This is a genomic window from Paenibacillus sp. LjRoot56 (genome assembly GCF_964253335.1).
Classification (GTDB): Bacteria; Bacillota; Bacilli; order Paenibacillales; family NBRC-103111; genus Paenibacillus_E; species Paenibacillus_E allorhizoplanae.
Genome location: NZ_CAXURV020000002.1, coordinates 361309 through 378257, shown reverse-complemented (window position 1 = coordinate 378257; position 16949 = coordinate 361309). Strand labels below are relative to the sequence as shown.

Sequence of the window (16949 nt, the reverse complement as noted above, 5' to 3'; positions counted from 1 at the left end):
TTCAGGTTAATGATGTGTACTAGTTTTCAGCCTACAAAACAAAATCGCCATAAATATCCAACAGATGGCACCCATCATATACGGTAAAAGTCTAAAATTATAATTTATCACATCATCCATTCCTAGAAGCACTTTAATGGGAAATTGAATGTTTGAAAGTAAGTTAGCGTATACTTGGTAATTTCCTTCTGTTACTCCCTTTTTCCATCCTATTTCGTCAATGAACCAAGCCACAAGTGTGAATAGTGTATACAATGATAATGAGGCAATGCACCATTTTAAATATCTCATTAAAATGAACTCCTTACTTATAGCTCGTTAATTATGCCTTTCCTTACTACTATTAAATCATTATCAGCAACTGATTACATCAACAAATCTCATGCCAGAATCAACAGTCTGATAATTTCTAGATGATATGGATTTGTCACTGCCGAGTACTGTTCCGTCCAAGTCTAATACAATTGCCTTTATGTCCGACATCTACATCTCTCCTCACAAATAACTCTTCCAAATATAACCTAATTTTAGGAGAGATGATGACTCCATTTATAATTAATTTGCCAGTACAACGAAAAGCAGCCGATCGTTTCGACCGACTGCAATCTCTAGCCATGTCCTATGTCGGACGGTGCTTGCGAATTTCTTTCGCGAATGGCTTCTTCAGTGCGTGGTACAAGAAACTCTACGCCAAATTTCGCCGCGCTCGCTTGCACATCCTCAATGAAAGGACGGAAACTCTTATTGCATTCTTGGAACGCAAGTTCGAAATTGCCATGGCATTTTTGGAAAGCATCCGCCAAAGCAGCCGCCCCATCTATTGCCAGTGATCCACCCATGCCAGCAGCCGGAGAGGCGCAGTATCCAGCATCACCGACTAGCGCTACCCTGCCTTTTGACCACGTCGGCATTTTCATTTGGCACAGCTTGTCAAAGTAAAAAGTTTTCGAGTTCTTCACTTTCCTCCAGCAATTCTGGCGTGACTTTGTATAGAATAAAATAACTTTATAAACTGAATATATACACGCCCTTTTCCCCAAATTCACATAGAAAAGCTGCGTAGAATTAAATTCTACGCAGCTTCTCTCATCTACCTCTCAATATTTATGTTGTACGAATGATGTCCAGATTGCTGTTGCTTATTAGGACTCCGCCATTTGCAAGAGCTCACTAACCGTTACAAGTTGATAACCTTGTGCTGTTAATTCCTTTACCAAAATTCGAACGGCCTCTATCGTTTGAGAACGATCTCCAAAGCCATCATGAAAGAGTAAGATGCTCCCGCTTCCAACTTGTTCTCGGGTTACCTCAAGAATGTGGTCTACGCCCGGCATCTCCCAATCCCTTGTGCCTCCGTTATTGGATCCAATGACAGGATAACCCATTTTTTCAGTAATTGCCTGAACCTCCTCGTTGAAATCCAAGTAAGGTGGACGCATGACAACTGGCTTAGTTCCTGTTACCTGTGTAATTAATTCGTCCGTAACAAGAAGTTCTCGCTCACATTCCTCTAAGCTAATTTGAGTCATAAAAGGATGTGAGTACGTATGGTTGCCAATTTCATGTTGCCTGATATGCACATCGAGCGCGGTTTCGGGATAAAGTTCGATTTGTTTTCCCATCATAAAAAAGGTAGCACGACCGGAAACCTCATCGAAAATATCTAGCAATTGAGGCGTATACTCAGGGTTAGGGCCATCATCAAATGTAAAAGCAACAGCTTTCTGTGTTGTTGAAACTTGTTGAATGATATTCATGCGTTTAGCCCCCAATCAATTTGATCTCTGAATTTCGTTCCACGACAAAGTTGCTCCATTCATGCAGTCGCAGTTATGGCAATACCAGCTTCAGCTCTCCGAATGCAGACGTGCTCGACCAGTTATTGGATGTTCCTGCCCATACCGTCTGGCTATGTCGACCGTTTCCATCGTCCTCGTCATTGTTCGCAATGTCGAAGCCGATCATCATCCCGACGGATGGCGTAATACCGAGGGAACTCCATGGAATCGCCATTTCTACACTGTATCCAGCAGCCGTCGCAGCCCATGCATGTTGAACCCCATTCGTGAGGCTTCGAGCCTCGTACAGAGCGGAGTCGTTCCAACCTTTGATAAATTGCCGGTCATAGCTGTCATAAGTTGCGGCTTGGTTATGATTACCGTCAATATAAATCTCGACGGAATCATCGGAGTAAGGCTCCGGCGAATTGTTATACAGATTTCCGTCGGTGACGATGACCCCGACATACAAGTAAGTATTATCCCATATTACACCAAATTGTGTTGTATTGTTAGAGGTTGCGAGTACGTTTTTGTTCGCTTGATACGTTACGGCCCATACCGTTTCGTCCAGCAAGCCATCGACTTGGATGGCGGCATTCGTTTTGGTAACAGGGATCAGCGTGTAGGATGCATCCATCGTGACACTGACCGTGTTGCTCGCTGCCGACACATTGTTTTCCGCGTCTTTTGCTTTAACCGTAAAGCTGTAGCTAGTTCCCGGCGTTAACCCAGTGACCGTATAAGTCGTTGAAGTTACCGTTGCAACTAGATTTCCGCCGTTGTAAATCTCGTATCCGGTAACACCGACATTATCCGTAGATGCAGTCCAAGACAATACTGCGGTCCTGTCCGTGTGCGAAGGCGATGTCAGATTCATCGGGACTGAAGGCGGCTGCATATCCCCGATTGAGACGGAGGAAAGTTGCAAGCTCCCGAATGCGGACGTATTCGTCCAGTTATCGTTCGTTCCGGCCCACATCAGCTGGCTTTGCCGGCCATTGCCGTCGTCCGTATCATTGTTCGCCACATCGAAGCCGATGATAATGCCAGCGGTCGGTGTTAGACCCAGCGTGTTCCACGGAATCGCCAGTTCCACGCTGTATCCGCCTGGAATCGCGGCCCATCCATGCAGAACACCGTTTGGCATTACTCTCTTCAGCCATAGCGTGCTGTCATTCCAGCCCTTGACATACTGTTGATCATAGCTGTCATACGTCGTACCCTTATTGTTGTTGCTGTCGATATAAATCTCGATGGAGTCATCATAATAAGGCAGAACAGAAGTATTATACAGATTACCGTCGATGACTTTGACGCCAACATATAAATAATTATTGTCCCAGAGCGAGCTGAATTCCGCCGTATTGTTCGGAGTGCCAATAATCGGTTTCTTTAATTGCTTGAACGTGGACCACACTTGTTCGTCCAGGGATCCGTTAACGGTAATGGCGGTAATGGATTTCTTTGCTTGATACAGGTACGGGTCTGTCGTAACGCTCAGCGAGGAGCTCGATCCGGACACATTCCCTGCCGCATCCCTTGCCTTTACGCTGAAAATGTAATTGGTATTCGCCGCTAAGTTGGTTGCGGAATACGTGTTGGACGTAACAGTTCCTATTAAAGCTGAACCATGATACACCTCGTAATGGGTTACACCGGTATTGTCCGATGATGTATCCCAAGTCAAATCTGCAGTGGTCTCACTTTTGGACATTAAGCGCAAGTTTCCAGGAGCCGTCGGCGGTGTGAAATCGCGATCATGAACGACTTTCACATTGTCAAACTCAACACTCGTTTTGAAGGCATATAGACCTATTTTTCCCGAGGTAAGACTCGTATCCGTAACCGTTAATTCCTTAAACCCATTCACATAAAACTCGAGTGTGCTGTTGTTTAATACTGCGGTGAACGAGTAAACATCATTCGTCGTCATCGTATAACTTTTCTGAGTCAAGATCGTGACGGTTCCGTTCACCGATTTGCCAATCTGCAGCTTGCCTGCTTTGATTCGGAAATAGTAAAAATTGTTCGGATCTTGATAGCGAGCCGTTATACCAGCTGCTAGGTCGATATCGTTCTGGGTAAGTTTGATATTCGTATCCACGCTATAGTTGGTATATGTGCTGGTATCGACAGTGCTGAACGCATTCGTCCCCAGCCAGGAAGATTGCTTGTAAACCTTGGACCCGCCTGATGTTACGACAGACCATGTACCGTTCGCAGGCGTCCAACCATCCGCGACCCCATCCTGAAAATCGTCGCTGAAGGCAAGCGTGCCTGGGCCTGTCGCAGTTGTCGCAGCCAGTGTGTTGCTAGCTACTGACGTACTGCCTGTGGCATCTACGGAACGAACTGTAACCGTGTACGTTCGGTCAGGCAGTAAATTCGTGAGTGTATACGTACTGCCTGAGGTAGCAGCCACCTGCTTGGCTCCGACGTAAATGGTATATCCGACTACACCAGAGAGATTAGTTGGCGGATTCCAACTCAGGCTGAGGCTCGTGAGCGTAGCCGATGTTGTTGTCAGATTCGTCGGCGGCGCCGGCGGAGGTGCCGTCGTCACACTCAGCGAATTGCTCACAGCCGAGAGATTGCCCGCTCCATCTTTGGCTTTCACCGTAAACGAATAGGTTGTGCTTGGCGTTAAGCCGTTTACAGTATAGTTTGTACTCGAAAGCGTTGTCGTGGCTCCGACATAGACGCCTCCGTTATAAATGTTGTACCCCGCTACACCGGTGTTATCGGTTGAAGCTGTCCAAGAAAGGTTAACGCTCGTAGATGTATGCGATAGAGATGACAGGTTCGAAGGAGCTGTCGGAGCTTCCGTATCGGTTCCTTCGCTCATCAAGGTGTCACCGTAGAAAACACCGGTTCCGTTCGTTCCGATATAAACGCGCCCCCATGTTTGACGGTCGCCCTCCATCGTATTGGCTTCAGCGCCAATCGCCGGATCGATGACGTCAATCTTCACCCAGGTCGTGCCGAAATCATCGGACCGGAAAATACCCACACTATTATCCACCTTGCCATAGACGAAGACAGTAGGATCCGGAGAACCGAGCTTATTTTTACCAAATGCAAACAATGTCGCCTGCTGTACATTCGGCAGCTGCGTCCAAGAATCACCGGAGTTGCTGGAACGCCAGAGGCCTCCCCCATCCAGACTAACCCACACTTCGCCCGCCTTACCCGGAGCTGCCTTGATGCTAAAATACGCGGGAGTTTTTGCCGGAATTGTTGGCATCGTGGACGCAACATTCCAAGACGCCCCTCCGTCTGTACTGCGGAATAGTTTCCACGTGTTACGTTCCAACAGATAGAACGTATTGGAATTGACGCGATCGGACGCTAGCGGCTGGTACCAGACCCAGAAATCGTGAACGGTTCCTGATGGTGCCCCTGTTCCCGGTGTCCATGATTGTCCACGGTCAGTTGAATATAGCGGACTTCCGTGCTGTGGGACCCAGACCATCGTTTCGCTGCCAGCGGATACGGCGATACGGCCTGCGATTCCGGGCGGATTGGGAAACGCCGTCCAGGTTGCCCCGTTGTTGGTGCTGTAGCCGCCGCCCCCTGAGCCGGCATAACGGGTGGAACCGACCCGAGCGATGAAGTTCGGATTACTCTCTTGAAAATCGATGGAAACCGTATCGCCTAGTGACGGACTACCTAATTTGCTGCTTGGATACGTCGTGAGCGAGGTATGACGCATACCATCGACATCCGCGTGCCCACTAATCAGCGGTGCACCGATCGGCGTGCTGCGTAAGGCGAACGTCACCACTTCCTCGTGGCCCTCTTCGTACGTATACCAATGGGATGGACTTGCCGTTATATCATCTGTACGCCACGTGCCGTAAAAGTCGGTTAACCAAACCCGATTTGGAAAATGGGGATCGATGGTCAAGGTCGATGTATTAGCAGCAAACCAGTTACTCGTCCACCAGGGAACATTCTGATGTTTGACGAAAGTGATTTGCGACCAATTCACGCCTCCATTGGTCGACCCGTAGATCGGCGCCGGCGTGTTCGCCCCATCCTCTATGGCTGTCATCACGATGTTCGGGTTTGTAGGATCTACCGTAATGCCGTTGTATCTCCCTACAGCCGGTGGCGATATGTCGGTCCATACGCCGTTTGCAAACTTCGTAACACCAGATTCATATGTGACATATAGGGTGCCGCCATCCGCCAGAACAGCCCGACGTGGAGTAAGCGGGCTTCCATTCATCAGCGTCCATGTTGTTCCCCCATTCACACTCTGGTAGATACCGGTGCCTTTGACCCCGACATAGATGGTTTGTGTCGAAATGCCGGGAGATCCTGTACTCTTATCAAATAATACGAAATTGAGTCCAGTCGGAGCGGCACCGATGCTCGGGAAGTTAGTAACCTGCTCCCACGAGCCTACGCTTGCCCCCGATGTGCTTTTCCACAGCCCGTCATAACGAGTTCCCATATAAATGATTTGACTATTATTGGGGTCTACCGCAAGCCGTTCACCCAAATCTCGTCCTGACCCGTTGCCATAATGCCTGGGAGCAAACCCGGTTGACGTCCATGAGGCTCCCCGATCTGTTGATTTCAGAATATCCGAAGGAGCTCCTACATAGTCGAACTTACCCGCTGCAACGTAAACCACATTCGGATCCGCCGGATCAAGGGCAATGCTGTCAATGCCGTACAAATTGTATTTTTCCCTTGGAAGCGCATTCAATAGTGGGATCCACTTCTGATTAACCGAGTCCCAGCGTAAGGCTCCACCGACGTCGGTACGAATATAGACGAGATTCGGCTCAGTTGGATGAATGGCGATCCCGGTTACAAATCCGCCTCCGCCGATTCGCACATTCTGCCAATTGTAAGGCTCTTGTTGAGCGGCATTGACGGAAGAAGCGGATACTAGAAGCATACCGATCAGAAAGAAGAACATCATGAAACCGAGCAATTTCCACCTTTTCGAAAATTCCAAAGCAATCATCCCTTTTCCCTCCCATAATGGTGTTCATCTTGCTTGTCTTGCAGCATTCACCCCCTCTCATCTTCCTTATACTCGCCTGAAAAGGCACAGCAGATGCGGCAGCCTGCACCGCCTAAGCGAATTCGTCAGCCTGCCGCACTATTTTATTTACGAGTTGTTGCGTACCATGCGTTAATTTCGTCGTAGCTGGTTTGGCCACCGGCTTTTTTGAATTTTTCCGTGAAGGCATCGAAACCAGTAAGCTGCTCGCCACCGACGATGATTTTGACGGCATAATCATTGACCATCTGGTTGAGCTGCGCATTTTCCTTGGAGTAATTCGGGAAGTAAGGCGCTAAGCCCAGTGGATTCTGCTTGAACACTTCTGGCTTCTGCAACTTGTTCAGAAACTCCCAGCCCTTGTAGAGACGATCATCTTTGCGGACGCGAGCCTGCCAGTAGATCGGATATTTGGTTTCGTCGATACCGGTCAAATAGTTGCTCGCAGATCCTCGCTCGTCATTGAAAATAGGCAAAACCGGGTAATAATTTCCGTCTTTCACTGTATGGTGCGTGCCCTCTACGCCGATCGCCATGTTTTTGAACGTATCGGGTTCCAACTTGGCATCCATCCATTTGATTGCATCTTCCGGATGTTTGGAAGCTTTCGGAATAAACGTCAACCTATCGAATCCCGATGATTGTGCCAGACCTGCCTTGCCGTCTTTGCCCGTCAGCGCAGGAATGTAAGCATACGTGGCACCTGGGAAATTTTTCTTCAGCGCATCGTCAATCGACGGAATATCGGCCCAATGCAACACGATGGCACCTGCCTTACCATTCGTAAACTTCTCCTTCACGGTTGCGTCCTTGTTAATCGCAAACTCTTGATCAAGTAGCCCTTGTTTGTAAAGATCGGACATATAAGTCAGATATTCCTTAAAAGCAGGATTCATCGCGCGAGGAATCAGCTTACCGCTCACATCGTTCCAATCGTTCACCATGCCGAAGGCGCCGACGAGGTTGTCGACCAATGGATTGTCGCCCTTAATAGACATCGGAATATTTTTGGCTCCGTTACCACCAGGATCCTTCTCCTTGAATGCCTTGAGTACAACCAACAGCTCGTCAAGCGTTGTCGGGACTTTCAGACCCAGCTTATCCAACCAATCCTTACGGATCATCAGACTCGTGCCGACTGATTCGAGGGTTCGCGTCGGAATGGCATAGATTTTACCGTCGACTTTAGCCATTTCCAGTGTCTCTTTGGACAACGAGGCTTTGATGTTTTTACCGTACTTCTCAATAAGCGGAGTTAGATCGACCAATGCGCCTTTTTTGGCATAATCGGCATAGATCGCTTTGGAACTGCTGTCCCCAGCCGTCGAGACGATATCATAAGGCTCCGAGGAAGCAATCAGAAGATTGAGTTTGTCCTCCGGCTTATCGACCGGAAGCGCTTCGTAATTGACTTTGTACCCGGTCTTCTCTTCCAGCATCGTAGCGATTGGGTCTTTAGCGAAGTTAGGGCCCAATCGCATAAGCGCTTTCAGTTCAGGCTTGGGGCCGGCAGTCGCTGGCTGTGTGGACGGGGCCGGTGTTGGGGAGCTGCTTTTCTCACCTTCGCTACTTGCGCCACAAGCGGTAAGCAGCATCAGGCTGACTGCAACCGGGAGTGCAGCCCATTTCATCGTTTTCTTCATTTTTAAACCCTCCTATATATGTTGTGAAATTTATCATTAAGCAGCGGTGGATTCCGCCGGCGTTAATGCAGCATTAGCCTTTGACGGAACCAATCAATACACCCTTAATAAAATACTTCTGAAGGAACGGATATACGAGAAGGATCGGCACGGTAGATGCGACAACGGTAGCGGCACGGATACTTTCCGGTGACATATTCATCAGATCGTCTGCCGACTTGTTGAGCGCGTTCGCCGTATCGTTCTCCATCACGATATCGCGCAGATGCAGTTGAAGCGTTTTCAATAATGGATCGCTAATGTAAAGCATCGGACTGAAGTAATCGTTCCAAAAGCCGACGGCATAGAACAAGGCGATCGCAGCGAGTACAGGCATACTGAGCGGTAGAATGATGCGGAACAAAATCATATACGTTTTTGCTCCATCCATCCGCGCCGATTCTTCAAGTGCTTCGGGAAGACCTTCATAATAGCTCTTGATGACCAGCATATTGAAAACACTGATCATGGCAGGCAAAATGAGCGACCATAAATTGTTTAGCAAATGCAGCTCACGAATTAACAGGTAATTAGGAATGAGTCCTCCGTTAAATAGCATGGTGAAAACGAACAATACCATGATTCCCGAGATACCGGGCAAATGCCGCTTAGATAGCGGATAAGCTGTAATGGCGGTCACCAATATGCTCAATAGTGTCCCAACTACAGTCACGATAACCGAAATGACGAATGCCCGGCCAAATGCGTAGGAGGTGGCGACTTTTACGAGCGTATCCAGCTGAAAGCCTACCGGGAGCAGATTCACCCGTCCGGATACAAGCGCCCAGTCCGAGCTGACGGATTTGGAGAACACGTGGATCATCGGCAATAAGGTAATCAGTCCTAACACGATCATGAAGCCGTAGACGAAACTATCTAATACCCAGTCGCTGAATGTTCTTTTACGGATTTGCATGCCAGGCCTCCTTACCATATTCCGCGGTTCAGCGTTTTTTTGCTGAGCCAGTTGCCGGAGATGATGAGAATAAAGCCGACGACCGAATTGAAAAGGCCGACTGCCGTGCTGAAGCTGTAATCCATCTTTCCGAGACCTATTCGGTAAACAAAAGTACCGATAACATCGCCGGATGCGTAGACAGTAGGGTTATACATCGTCAGGATCTGTTCTGTACCTGCATCCAGCACCATACCAAGGCGGAGAATGAGCATCAGGATAATCGTCGGCACAATGCCGGGAAGCGAAATATGCCACATCTGCTGCAGGCGATTCGCTCCGTCGATAGAAGCCGCCTCGTACTGTTCCTGCTCAACGCTCGCTAAGGCAGCGATGAAGATGATCGCATTCCAGCCGATCTCCTTCCAGCCTGCCGTGAACACGACGACACTTCTAAATACGTGGTTGTCCATAAAAAATCGTATGGATTCGCCGCCGAACCATTGGATGACGGTATTGACAAGTCCGTCAGAAGGGGACAAGATCGTCATGAACAAGCCAGAGATAATGACCCAGGACAAGAAGTGAGGCATGTAGATAATCGTCTGGATGGTCCGTTTGAACGCTGGGAACCGAATTTCGTTCAACAGCAGAGCGATCAGGATGGGTATCGGGAACAGCAACACAATCTTGTAAATACTGATGAGCAATGTATTCGTGAACACTTGCATAAATTCTGACGATTGCATGAGCTTTCGGAACTGCTCAAATCCGACCCATTGACTTCCTCTGATCCCGTCAAAAATGTTGAAGTCCTGAAAAGCGATTAAGACTCCGTACATCGGTGTGTATTTGAACAATAGCAGTAGAAGCAGCCCAGGCACCAGCAGTACATAAGTATCGAGGTTCCGCCATACCCTTCGCCATCTGCCTTCACGCTTGCGAGAAAACTTGGTCTCCCCTGCCTTTCCATTCAACTGTGTGATGATTTCGCTCATATTGTGGTTGCACCTCCTGCACTTATGGCTTTATTGTACCTACAGGAGAGTACGTCATGTAGAGGGTAATCCGACACTTTCTAGTCGTATCCTACTTAGTTTGTTCCTCTTGCATTGCCTTGAGACGAACGATCACAACAGTACCTTCGCCTAGACGGGAACGGACCGTCAGTCCATAATCGGAACCAGCCATAAGCTTGATTCTCTCGTTCACATTGTATAGACCATACGAGCTGCCGTTTCCTTCAGCATGCAGCAAAGGGCGCGAAGTAGACAACAAACTGGAAGCTAACTGCTCGTCCATGCCAATCCCATTATCTTTGATGGTAATCTCGAGCACGTCTCCGCACCGCTTCGCGTGAATGTTAATCATTCCGATTTTGCCTTTATTTTTGCGTATGCCATGCAGCAGCGCATTCTCAACGATGGGTTGCAGCGTCAGCTTCGGAATGACGCACCGACTCGCCTCCGGATCCGCTTCAATGACGAACTCAAATGTGGAAGGGAAGCGATTCTGTTGAATCTCCAAATAGACTCTCGAGAGCTCGAGCTCATCCACTACGCAGACATGATCCTTCCCTTTATTCAGGCTAAGCCGAAAATAATCAGACAGACTCTCAATCAGATGGCTGATATCATCGGCTTCGCGAGAGATAGCCAACCAATTAATGGTATCCAGCGTATTATAGAGAAAATGGGGATTGATCTGAGCTTGCAGCGCACGCAGTTCCGCCTCTCGCTCCAGCATTTTCGAACGGTAGGCCTCCTCCATCAAATCCTTCACGCGATGCACCAAATGATCGACAACTCGCTCAAGCAACCGAAAGTCGCCTCCCGGCTCCTCCAGCCCTTCAACACCTTCCGTGCGGATCGTCTTGACGACCGATTTGATTCGCCGGTTCATCCCGTTAATAACGAACGCCAATAACATGAACACGAGAATCAAAAACATGATCGTCATGCCAACGACCGTCGCGATGCCAGACCACTGACTTAACGTGGTTGTGCGATGCGTCAGTCCGGTCTTGGGCACCTCCAGCACGAGACGCCAATCCGCAGCACGAATGGGTGCACGCACTTCAAACACCTCTACACCGTTTTCAGACCGTTTGATGATTCCTTCATCCGATTCTCTCTCGAGGGCAGTCTTGGTGCCGATTACTGATTGCTCCGCGCTATAAATGATAGTCCCACTGCGATCCACGATATATACACGACTTTGAGCTGGAAAATTAAGCTCGGAAATAATTTCAGTTAGCATCTTCTCGGGAACGTCAAGCATAAGCACACCAAGACTCTGAGCAAAATTTCGCGGATGTCTCAGCAATCGAGCACAGGAAAGAATCCGTGCAGGTCCCGAGTCCAGATAGTTTTCTTCGTAGATGCCCGTCCACACGATACTGCCGCCAGCGTTCATGACCTCATTGTTCCATGGGCGATCTTTCAAGCTATCTAGCGGAAAAAGATTCAATAAATCGAATCCGTATAAATTCCCTGGATCGGTAAAAACACGCGCCCTAACAATGTCTGGTGCCGTTTGAACCGATTCGAGCAAATTGCGAAGCTCCTTTGACTGAGCGATGCGCTCGATAATCGGAGAAGCGGGATCCAAATTTTCATACAGTTTATTGTTCATAAATATAGAATTGGATGAATTCTGCACATAGTTGAGCCGCGAGCTTAAATTAATACCTGCCTGTTTCAACGTCTGCTGCATGGTCTGGGTCACCTCCTCCTGCAATATCCGGGAGGACTGTTCATAATACACGAACAACATCATACATACTGGCAGGAAAATCATCAGACCGTAGGCGAGCATCCACCTCCTGGCCGCTACAACGCCTTCCCACAAATTAGAGGGACGGATCCTTCTTTTTTGCAAAACCCCTCTCACGGGATCAACTCCTTTTGAATGCTAAACACTTCTTCTCCTATTGTTGGTCCCGATAAGCGCTTGGCGTAAGTCCGGTCATCTTCTTAAACAGCTTGCTGAAATAGCTCGGATCCGTATAGCCGACTAGCTCGCACACTTCGTAGAACTTGATGCGAGGATCTAACAGCAATTCCTTCGCTTTCGCAATACGGACTTTCATCAAATATTCGTAAATCGTCTCGCCAGTCTCCTGCTTGAACAATAAGCTGACGTAAGTTTGACTGAGATAAACGTAAGCAGCGATCTCCGCGATGGCCAAGTTTTTGGCGTAATTATCGGAAATAAACTTCTGAATCTGTTCGATTACATTACTCGATCGTCCGCTCCGCTTCTCCTGAATCCAGCAGCATATGCTATATAGGTAATCGCTAACAAAGGTTTTTAACTCGGCCATCGTTTCCAGCTTCAGGAGTCGATCAAGCGCCCAAGCTTCCTCCTCTTCTTTCTCACGGGTTAGCAAATTAAGATCAAGCAGCAACCTTCCGGCGAGCGCAATCATTTGCAGTCCTACCTGCCGGCCGTACTTAAAGCCGTCCTTGCGAATTTGCGCCAGCGGCTCGAGAATGCTTTCCATTTCCAACTCCAATTGTTGCTTTTCCCCTGATTTCAGCACGGATACCAGTCGCTCACTCTGACTGCTATCGAACCGAATCGGACTGGCAGCTCCAACTTCTAAACTGTCCATCGTGATCACTTGATTCTTGCCCATGTACCACTTTTGATCCGCCGCATCGCGTGCATGCCGAAAAGATGCTGGAAGCATCCGGATATTATCGGCACGTTCGCCTACCCCAATCGTAACGCTGATATTCAGCCAGCGCTTCAGATTGTCGCGAATCTCCTCTGCCAGCAAAAGCAGCGTTGCTTCCGGGTCTTTCATCGGATCATCAAGCACTAACAGTCCAACGAATTCAGCAGCTCTGTTCTCAAATGCATACCCATGCAGGTACTGATCAATCAGTTCTTGAACGACGTTCAAGAGTGAGTACGACAACAACTGCTTGTCCCTCTCCGAACGACTACCTAGAACCTCCCTTGCATCGTCAATGGTTATAACGAGTACAAGATATGGCGTTTCAAGCGGCAGTTCCAGATTGAGAAACGCCGCTCTTTGCAGCAGCACCTCTGGTTTTGCGTCCCCGTCTTGGATCAATGCCATCAAAAATTTCTCCCTAAGCAGTGGCATACTCTGGGTCAATTTGACCTCCATGTCTTTAAGGCGTTGCCGCTCCTTCTCTTCCGAACGCAAGTCTCGCACGACACCTTCAATAACCTTCTGGAGCTCAGTTCGTTTGACTGGTTTGAAAATATAATCGGCAGCATGAACCTGCAAGGCCGAACGCAAAAGGTTGGCTTCATTGTGGCCGCTGATAAATACGATTTTCGTCTCAGGGAGCCGCTCTCGAATCTCCCTCGACATTTGGATCCCGTCCATGACCGGCATCATCACATCTGTCAGTACGATATCGGGCTTTACTCGCTCGATCAGCTCCAGCCCCGTATCTCCATCGTCCGCTGTTCCGGCGAGAACAATCCCATAGTCGCTCCACTGGACGAATTTACTGAGCCCTCCTCGGACGGCAGGTTCATCGTCGACAATGACCAGTTTATACATAATTTCAGTCTCCTTATCAGAAATTGGCAGAATGATATCGAATAAAAATTAACTTCTATTATAAGAGTTTTTCGGTAAATACTGCAGGGGGAATCCTACTATTTCTAGTCTGATGTGACTGAATATACGATCTTTTTTGCAGGTCAGCTCGTTTACATGGAAAAGGCAGCTGATAGTCAACGACCAGCTACCTCCGTGTCTATATTTATCAATCGTTCATCGTATGAGGATCTATCATGTAAGTAGCACTTTCCCCTGTCGGCCCGTTAGTTCGGCTATCTGCACCGCTTTTGTAATCTCGATTAACTTGTAGCTCGCTTCAGCCTTTCCAAAGATGAGTTGCTTTTGACGAAGCAATGCAAAAATCTGTAGAAAGGAATTTTGCCATTCATCGACTGAGATACATTGTATCCATTGTCGCAAATGAAAAATTTTCGATTGAATATCAAGTTCAATTGCGATTCGCTTCCAATCCACTTGCAGCCCTGATAGCAATCCAATGGATATAAAGAAACCACCTCGTCGCACAGCAAGTGCAAGTTCGTATCCTTCTTTTCCACCGATAGAATCAATCGCAGCATGAACACCTTGCCCCTTCGTTAAGTCCATCACAGTTTTATAGACATCGCTCTGTGAACAGTTAATCACATACCAAGCACCTAATTGCAACAAATCTTCTGTATACGCTGAACTTCGCACTACGGCTATAAGCCTATATCCAAAAACAGCTGATAATTGAGCAAAAATTCGGCCGATTGCAGAGTTACACGCATTAACTAATAGAAAAGAATTGTTGGAGCGTTTAAAAAGCTCCTTACAAATGATCCAGGCAGTGAGAGGATTAATATATGATTGGGAAGCCTCATCGTCAGTGATGAAATTCGGTACTTCAATAGACAACGAAGAAGATGTTTTTACATATTGCTGCCAAGTCCCCTCTCCACGGAGAGGTAATACACGCTTACCAAGCATGGACTTTTGCACGCTACTACCCATATCGATCACAGATCCTACGCCCTCATAACCAGGAATACATGGCAACGAGATACGGTGTCTATAAGCACCACGAATAGGAATCAAGTCAGAGGGATTTATTGGACGAACAATCATTTCTACCAAAATCTCATCAGACTTTAGTGGAGTAACTTCTTGCTGTTTTACTCCTAAGACGTCTTGTGGTTCACCGAATTCATGAAAACAAATTGTTTGTCCATACATATGGCCCATCCCTTTATCTATTTCAGTAGTTTAAATATTCTCATTATCTGCTGCACACTACATTCATACATAATAAAGGAGCGCTGCTGTATAACAGGCTCCTCATGCTCATTATTTCTCCCAAAGCTCGATCAATCGACCATCAGGATCTTCTATCCAAACAAACTTTCCATAATCACTACTTTCTTTTTTCTTGGCAAGAGGTACACCAATTTCCTCAAGATGTTTAATAGTCTCGTCTAGATTATCTACTTGGAAGTTTAACATCACTTGTTGATCTGTTGGAAAATAACTGTCATTCTCGGCAAAGAAAGAAAAGATCGTCTCATTTCCTAATTGAGGTTTTATTATAGTCCCATTCCAATTTTCTATCTCAAGCTTCAACACTTCACTGTACCATTTTCTTATTACTTCAAGATTCTTAGTTCTCCAAAAAATGCCTCCAAAACCTTTTATCATCGTATCTAACTCCTGTCTGTCATTAAATTTTTCAACTAATAAGATTACATTAGATATTCGAGCTATACATTTAAGTTCCTTTTTTGACTATTCTGGAATTACGTGGTTTATTAACGATCTCGTTTCTTAGCAAATCTGTTAATCCATTTGGATATAGTATCTTATTCCCAGATAATAATTCTTCTATCAAAAGGATAGCAGCGGGACAACTGCCAAGACGGTCACGCTGGAAGCCTTGAAGTACCTCCGCATTTTGTGATAAGTGATATCCGCAAGTTCATCTGGGGATTTCGGTTAATAAACAATAAAAAGGATGCCGTATATTTCCCGGCATCCTTTTTACCATAGAGACTATCTCCTTAAATCAAACTCTTCATGCCTCGCAGCCACTCATAAAAACCATCATCAAAGAAGAGATCAGGGATGTACGTCTGCGTATAATTGCAATTAGGGCAAAGAAGAACCAACCCTTGTTCAAGTACCTTAGGGTATAATTTCTCGTGCTTACTGTTATTACCGCAAGTGAGTGGGCGAACTCCATCTGCCTGCTGGTAATCCTTAATACGTTGCTTGATATCCTCTTGGTCCATTATTATCCCCTTTATTAGTTGAGCCCTGCATTCTTCCAAGATATAGTTTATTCGATATTTATTTCTTGCATGTTAACTCTACCATACTTGAAACCATCAAATGCAAGTTAAGCCCATCGTTACGGTTATAATTATACACGATCTACTCATTCACAACACCAGAATAATCTAAGCGTTGTCATCTCTAATAATCTCTTAAAAACTAGAAAAAAATCCACTTATTCACTAGTATCTAAGTACAAGCATTTGCCAAAATTTTCCTTATACTATATAGATTTAATATCTATTTTTTAGGAGGTGTTCATTTTGTCAAAGCGTTCACTAGTCGAGAGTGTATTGTCCCTACTTGATATCGAAGATATCGAGAAGCTCAAAGCGGAGTATTTTAATGGTAATGAAGAAAAATTATCATTTAATGATGCCCAGAATGAAGAAGAAAGAGAAGAAATGCTAGAGGAGTGGTTAGACAGCATCAAATGGAAATTTGTAGAGGAGTTAAAGATTGAACTGTACGACGGAATTAAATATAAAATCAAATTTTGTGACTGAACGGTACCTATATGAAACAAATTCACGATTGATTTCAGAGATGGCATAATTGTCATCTCTTTTTGTTTTTAACAAAGATATCTTCCGCACTTTAAATTATTTACTAGCCTCAACTATTATCCCTACGACTTTAAAACTAGCCTTTCTAACTTTCTCCAATATAAAGCCCCCAAACTTTTGATAATTAATTAAGAAAAGGCAACCGATCC

At 46.5% G+C, this 16949-nt stretch carries 13 protein-coding genes; 1 reads left to right on the top strand and 12 read right to left on the bottom strand.

The annotated features are described in order from the left end of the window. Positions 1–6: 6 nt before the first annotated feature. The 12 genes from ACSQ8O_RS14410 to ACSQ8O_RS14355 all read right to left on the bottom strand — a co-directional run bounded on the left by ACSQ8O_RS14410 (position 7) and on the right by ACSQ8O_RS14355 (position 16191). The gene (locus ACSQ8O_RS14410; protein ID WP_436242237.1) at positions 7–291 is read right to left on the bottom strand and encodes a hypothetical protein; all 285 of its coding nucleotides are present in this window, start codon (positions 289–291) and stop codon (positions 7–9) included. Between the two features lie 317 nt (positions 292–608). Beyond that, positions 609–959, bottom strand: a complete 351-nt coding sequence (locus ACSQ8O_RS14405; protein ID WP_436242236.1) for an FAD-dependent monooxygenase — start codon at positions 957–959, stop codon at positions 609–611. Between the two features lie 183 nt (positions 960–1142). Beyond that, positions 1143–1757 carry a polysaccharide deacetylase family protein gene (locus ACSQ8O_RS14400; protein WP_436242235.1) on the bottom strand — a complete coding sequence of 205 codons (615 nt, stop codon included), beginning with the start codon at positions 1755–1757 and terminating at the stop codon, positions 1143–1145. A gap of 73 nt (positions 1758–1830) precedes the next feature. Beyond that, on the bottom strand, positions 1831–6762 hold the full coding sequence (locus tag ACSQ8O_RS14395; protein ID WP_436242234.1) for a sugar-binding protein: 4932 nt from the start codon (positions 6760–6762) through the stop codon (positions 1831–1833). Positions 6763–6905: 143 nt separating this feature from the next. Next, positions 6906–8444 (bottom strand): extracellular solute-binding protein, encoded by a 1539-nt coding sequence (locus ACSQ8O_RS14390; RefSeq protein ID WP_436242233.1) that lies wholly within the window; start codon positions 8442–8444, stop codon positions 6906–6908. Positions 8445–8517: 73 nt separating this feature from the next. Beyond that, positions 8518–9399, bottom strand: a complete 882-nt coding sequence (locus ACSQ8O_RS14385; protein ID WP_436242232.1) for a carbohydrate ABC transporter permease — start codon at positions 9397–9399, stop codon at positions 8518–8520. Positions 9400–9410: 11 nt separating this feature from the next. Beyond that, positions 9411–10376 (bottom strand): ABC transporter permease, encoded by a 966-nt coding sequence (locus ACSQ8O_RS14380; RefSeq protein ID WP_436242231.1) that lies wholly within the window; start codon positions 10374–10376, stop codon positions 9411–9413. A gap of 91 nt (positions 10377–10467) precedes the next feature. Further along, positions 10468–12153 (bottom strand): sensor histidine kinase, encoded by a 1686-nt coding sequence (locus ACSQ8O_RS14375; protein WP_436242939.1) that lies wholly within the window; start codon positions 12151–12153, stop codon positions 10468–10470. 154 nt (positions 12154–12307) lie between these two features. Further along, positions 12308–13924 (bottom strand): response regulator, encoded by a 1617-nt coding sequence (locus tag ACSQ8O_RS14370; RefSeq protein ID WP_436242230.1) that lies wholly within the window; start codon positions 13922–13924, stop codon positions 12308–12310. Between the two features lie 234 nt (positions 13925–14158). Next, positions 14159–15142 carry a zinc-dependent alcohol dehydrogenase family protein gene (locus ACSQ8O_RS14365; RefSeq protein WP_436242229.1) on the bottom strand — a complete coding sequence of 328 codons (984 nt, stop codon included), beginning with the start codon at positions 15140–15142 and terminating at the stop codon, positions 14159–14161. A 111-nt stretch (positions 15143–15253) separates the two neighbouring features. Next, entirely contained in the window at positions 15254–15601 is a 348-nt protein-coding gene (locus ACSQ8O_RS14360) for a VOC family protein (RefSeq protein WP_436242228.1), read from the bottom strand. Between the two features lie 359 nt (positions 15602–15960). Further along, positions 15961–16191, bottom strand: a complete 231-nt coding sequence (locus ACSQ8O_RS14355) for a hypothetical protein (protein ID WP_236284010.1) — start codon at positions 16189–16191, stop codon at positions 15961–15963. A 306-nt stretch (positions 16192–16497) separates the two neighbouring features. On the opposite strand from ACSQ8O_RS14355, the gene ACSQ8O_RS14350 reads away from it, so the two are divergent. Beyond that, positions 16498–16740: a hypothetical protein gene (locus ACSQ8O_RS14350; RefSeq protein ID WP_436242227.1), complete on the top strand. Its 243-nt coding sequence runs from the start codon at positions 16498–16500 to the stop codon at positions 16738–16740. Positions 16741–16949 lie beyond the last annotated feature (209 nt).